Source organism: Bartonella queenslandensis AUST/NH15, assembly GCF_000312585.1.
In the GTDB taxonomy this organism is placed as follows: Bacteria; Pseudomonadota; Alphaproteobacteria; order Rhizobiales; family Rhizobiaceae; genus Bartonella; species Bartonella queenslandensis_A.
Genome location: NZ_HE998006.1, coordinates 3421 through 7452 on the forward strand (window position 1 = coordinate 3421; position 4032 = coordinate 7452).

Annotated in this window: 1 protein-coding gene and 2 pseudogenes; all 3 read right to left on the bottom strand. The window is 38.4% G+C overall.

Features of this window, described 5'->3' with window-relative positions; all coding sequences use genetic code 11:
• Positions 1-1511: PAS domain-containing protein (locus BN338_RS06600; protein ID WP_039760266.1), on the bottom strand; the 1511-nt coding region annotated here is incomplete at its 3' end.
• 408 nt (positions 1512-1919) lie between these two features.
• Positions 1920-3195: pseudogene (locus tag BN338_RS06605) on the bottom strand (M16 family metallopeptidase).
• Between the two features lie 83 nt (positions 3196-3278).
• Positions 3279-4032, bottom strand: a pseudogene (locus BN338_RS06610) (PALP domain-containing protein); the annotation flags it as partial.

Sequence of the window (4032 nt, forward strand, 5' to 3'; positions counted from 1 at the left end):
TTTCCATCTTTTTGCATAGCTGGACGTGCACGAAGAGAGAACCAATGATAATAACCACCGCCAGAAGAAAGACGAAAAATTTGATCAATACGCCCTTTTTTATTTTTAAGAATGATATCCAATACGGCTTGAAAGCGTTCACGATCATCATAATGCAAGGCTGAAATCCAGTTACGCATAGTCCCATTAAGGTTGTGTATTTCAGTACCAAAAAGGGTTGTCATGTTTGGATGCACAACGATACGATCACGCTCAACATTCCAATCCCAAATAATATTTCCAGCTCCTTTTGCTGCGAGGACTTGTTGTTCAAGGTCGGAAAATATTCCTTCATGGAAAGCATCATTAGAAAAAGTTTGTTGCAAGACCGTAAAGCTAATGAGAAGAACAATGAGCACTAATCCTCCCGCTAATGCTGGTTGGATAATCTCATTATTTAAATGTCCTTCTATGCAGGTATAGGCTCCCACACACCAAAAGCTAATAAGCAACCATGTTGGGATAAGCATAATGGCGCGGTCATAACTTCGGATTGAAAAATAGATGATTAACGGTATACCTAGCATAGCGGTAAGGCCAAATGATAGACGAGCAATTCCTGCTGCTCTGATTGGATCATAAATAGCAAAGGCTCCTAAACTGCAAAATGCAATAATCCAAGCGATAGCACCATAACTAAAATGATAATGCCAGCGATTAAGATTGAGGTAGGTAAAAAGAAAAATGAAGAGTGTTGCGGCAAGTGCTACTTCTGTACCGGCACGCCAGATTGGTTGTGTTGTGAATGTAACTGCAAAAAATTTATTTAAAAAGTTGAAGTCAATACCAATATAAAAAAGCACGGCCCAAGCAACAGCAGCTGTTGCAGGAAACAGCCCTGTCCCACGGACAACGAAGAGAACGGTTAACAAAAGTGCTAAGAGACCTGATATTCCAAGAAGAATACCATGATAAAGCGTATAAGAGTTAATGGCGTCCTTATAAGCTTCAGGTTTCCATAAATAGATTTGCGGTAGATTTTCAGAATTAAGTTCGGCCACAAATGTAACAACAGCACCGGGATTGAGAGTAATATGAAAGATATCAGAGTTCGTACTAGGTTGACGATCGAGAGAAAAACCTTCACTTGGTGTTATAGATTGAATCCTTGTTGATCCAAGGTCTGGCCAAAAAAATCCAGAATGCGCCATGCGATAATGGGGTGCAACGATGAGACGATCGACTTGTTCATCTGTTGGATTTGCAAGAGAAAAAACTGCCCAGTTTCCGGAAAATTTTTCACTTTTTGCCTGTACTTCAATACGCCATACAATACCATCTGGTCCTGGCGCTGTACTTGTTTGAAAAATAGAATTGTTTGTATGGTGAATTTCAATTGCTTTTGAGAGATCAAGCGCAGCATCCTGAGAAGAAATCTTAACGGGTTCAATAGCGTGTGCTGATGTAAGATGGACAAAAGAACTAACGACGATAATGAAAATGATGTCAATTATTTTACGCAAGCTCTTCACAATGTCCCACTCTCAGTATTCTAGGGTGTTTAATTTTCATTTAGATTTTTGAGAAAAAACGTCTACCTTATTATATTTATTTACATAATAAATTGCTATCATTGTCTCTTAAATTATATGATTTTATATACAAATAAACCACTTACCCATTTTCTTCAATGAAACTTGAAGCGGATGGAATTTTATAATTTTAAAAGGGCAAAGTTAAATCATGAATTTCTAAATTTCACGAATATATCTTTACTCATTAGAATCTCTATCACATGAAGAAGGAATTGGATAGTTTTGTACGTTTCTTTATCCAATATTTCCCAAACTTATTTAATGAGAAGAGTTTTAGTGGCAAATTTTATGATAAGATAAAATACATTGATGTTCATTGTAATGCTTCTTTAGAAAAGTAGTCTTTTACTTTAGCGTACATAAAAGAGTTGACGTTAAATCATCGAAATTCATGAGGGGGCCTACAGGTCCGATAGCAGTGAGTGTAGGCGTGGAACTTGTAAAAAGACGATGCGCTAAATCAGTTAATCTTTTGGGTGTGATGAGATTGAGGCGTTCAATTGTTTCCGACATTGGAATGGGGCGACCGTAAAGAAGTATTTGGCGAGCAATGAGATGTGCTTGACTAGAAGGATTTTCCTGTGACATTATGAGGTTAGCACGATATTGTGTTTGTGCTCGTTGGAGTTCATTGGCGTGAATATTTTTGCTTGCTTTGGAAAGTTCATCAAGAATTACGGGCAGAAGCTCTGTGAGCCCTTCTTGTCCAGTAGCGGCATGAACACCAAAAAGCCCAGTATCTGAAAACCCCCAATGAAAAGCATAAATAGAATAGCATAATCCACGTTTTTCTCTTACTTCTTGAAAAAGACGTGAGGACATTCCCCCACCAAGAATGATTGAAAGAATTTGTGTCGCATAAAAAATCACGCGCGTGATAAGCACGTCCTTCAAACCCTAGAACAATTTGTGTATCCATTAAATCGCGATATTCACGAAAGTCGCCGCCGACATAATTTGCAAGATGAGTAAGAGAGGCGGTTGAATGAGAGCGAAAAGTACTAAGACGACTTTCAACTTCTTTTATAAAACTTTCGTGTTTTACAGCTCCTGCCGCAACCACAATCATACGATCTGCACTATATTGCTTATTGATGAAATCATGAAGATCAGCAGATGTAAATGATTGAATAGTTTTAGCTGTTCCTAAAATAGAACGGCCAAGGGATTGATGGCGAAAGGCTGTTTCTGTAAAGTGATCAAAAACAATATCATCAGGCGTGTCATGGGCGGCACCAATTTCCTGAAAAATGACTTGTTTTTCTCGTTCTAGTTCGTCTTCGTCAAATTTTGAATGCATCAAAATATCAGCTAAAATGTCGATAGCAAGCGGGATATCGCTTTTAAGGACACGTGCAAAGTAAGCTGTTGTTTCAATACTGGTTGTGGCATTGATTTCACCGCCAACATCTTCAATATCAGTTGCAATTTGAAAAGCGGTACGGTTTTCGGTTCCTTTAAAGGCCATATGTTCAAGCAGATGGGCAATGCCATGCTGTGTGAAGGTTTCATTGCGTGAGCCCACTTTAACCCATATTCCGAGTGCGACACTATCAATCTGTTGCATTGTATGTGTGGCGATAGTCAAACCATTACTAAGGCGACAGACATCTACATCCATGTATTTACGACTCCATTAACAAGCTAAACACCTCATTGTTAAGGGTATTAGAATATCCTTGATTTAAATTAATGCAGCTAACTTTAATAAGATGCACGCGATTTTAAAGAAATATAATCTTTGACTATTTTTTCATCATTAGCAAGACTTATGAAGTGTTCTTCACCTTCCATGACATCATTGAGATGAGATGGCCATGGGGCATGAAGTCCACAAGCATTTTTAATCGTATCAGGAAATTTAGCTGGATGAGCCGTGGCAAGGACGATCATTGGAATATACGGTTTTTTATTTTCGCGTGCTACTTTAAGGGCGACAGCTGTATGTGGATCGACAAGGTATCCACTTTCTTTATAGACACGATCAATTGTTTGTGCTGTTTCAGCCATGTTACTTTTCCCAGCGGAAAAGAGGGAACGAATATTTTTGAGCTGCTTTTCATCAAGAGTGAAAGATCCCATTTTTTTCAAATTTTCCATTGCATTGCGAATCCACATTGGATCACGATTACCACTTTCAAAGAGTAAACGTTCAAAATTAGAAGAGACTTGAATATCCATAGAAGGTGATGTTGTATGGATGATGGGTTGTGTTTCGTAAGTGCCACTGGTCAATGTACGTGCAAGGATGTCATTATCATTCGTTGCAATAACGAGTTGAGCAATGGGCAATCCCATACGAGCAGCAACATAACCTGCAAAAATATCACCAAAATTTCCAGTAGGAACAGTAAATGAAACAGCTCTATCAGGGGCACCTAAAGAAAGTGCTGATAGAAAAATAGTAAACAATTTGCGCCATAATACGCGCCCAATTTATAGAATTAACACCTGAAAG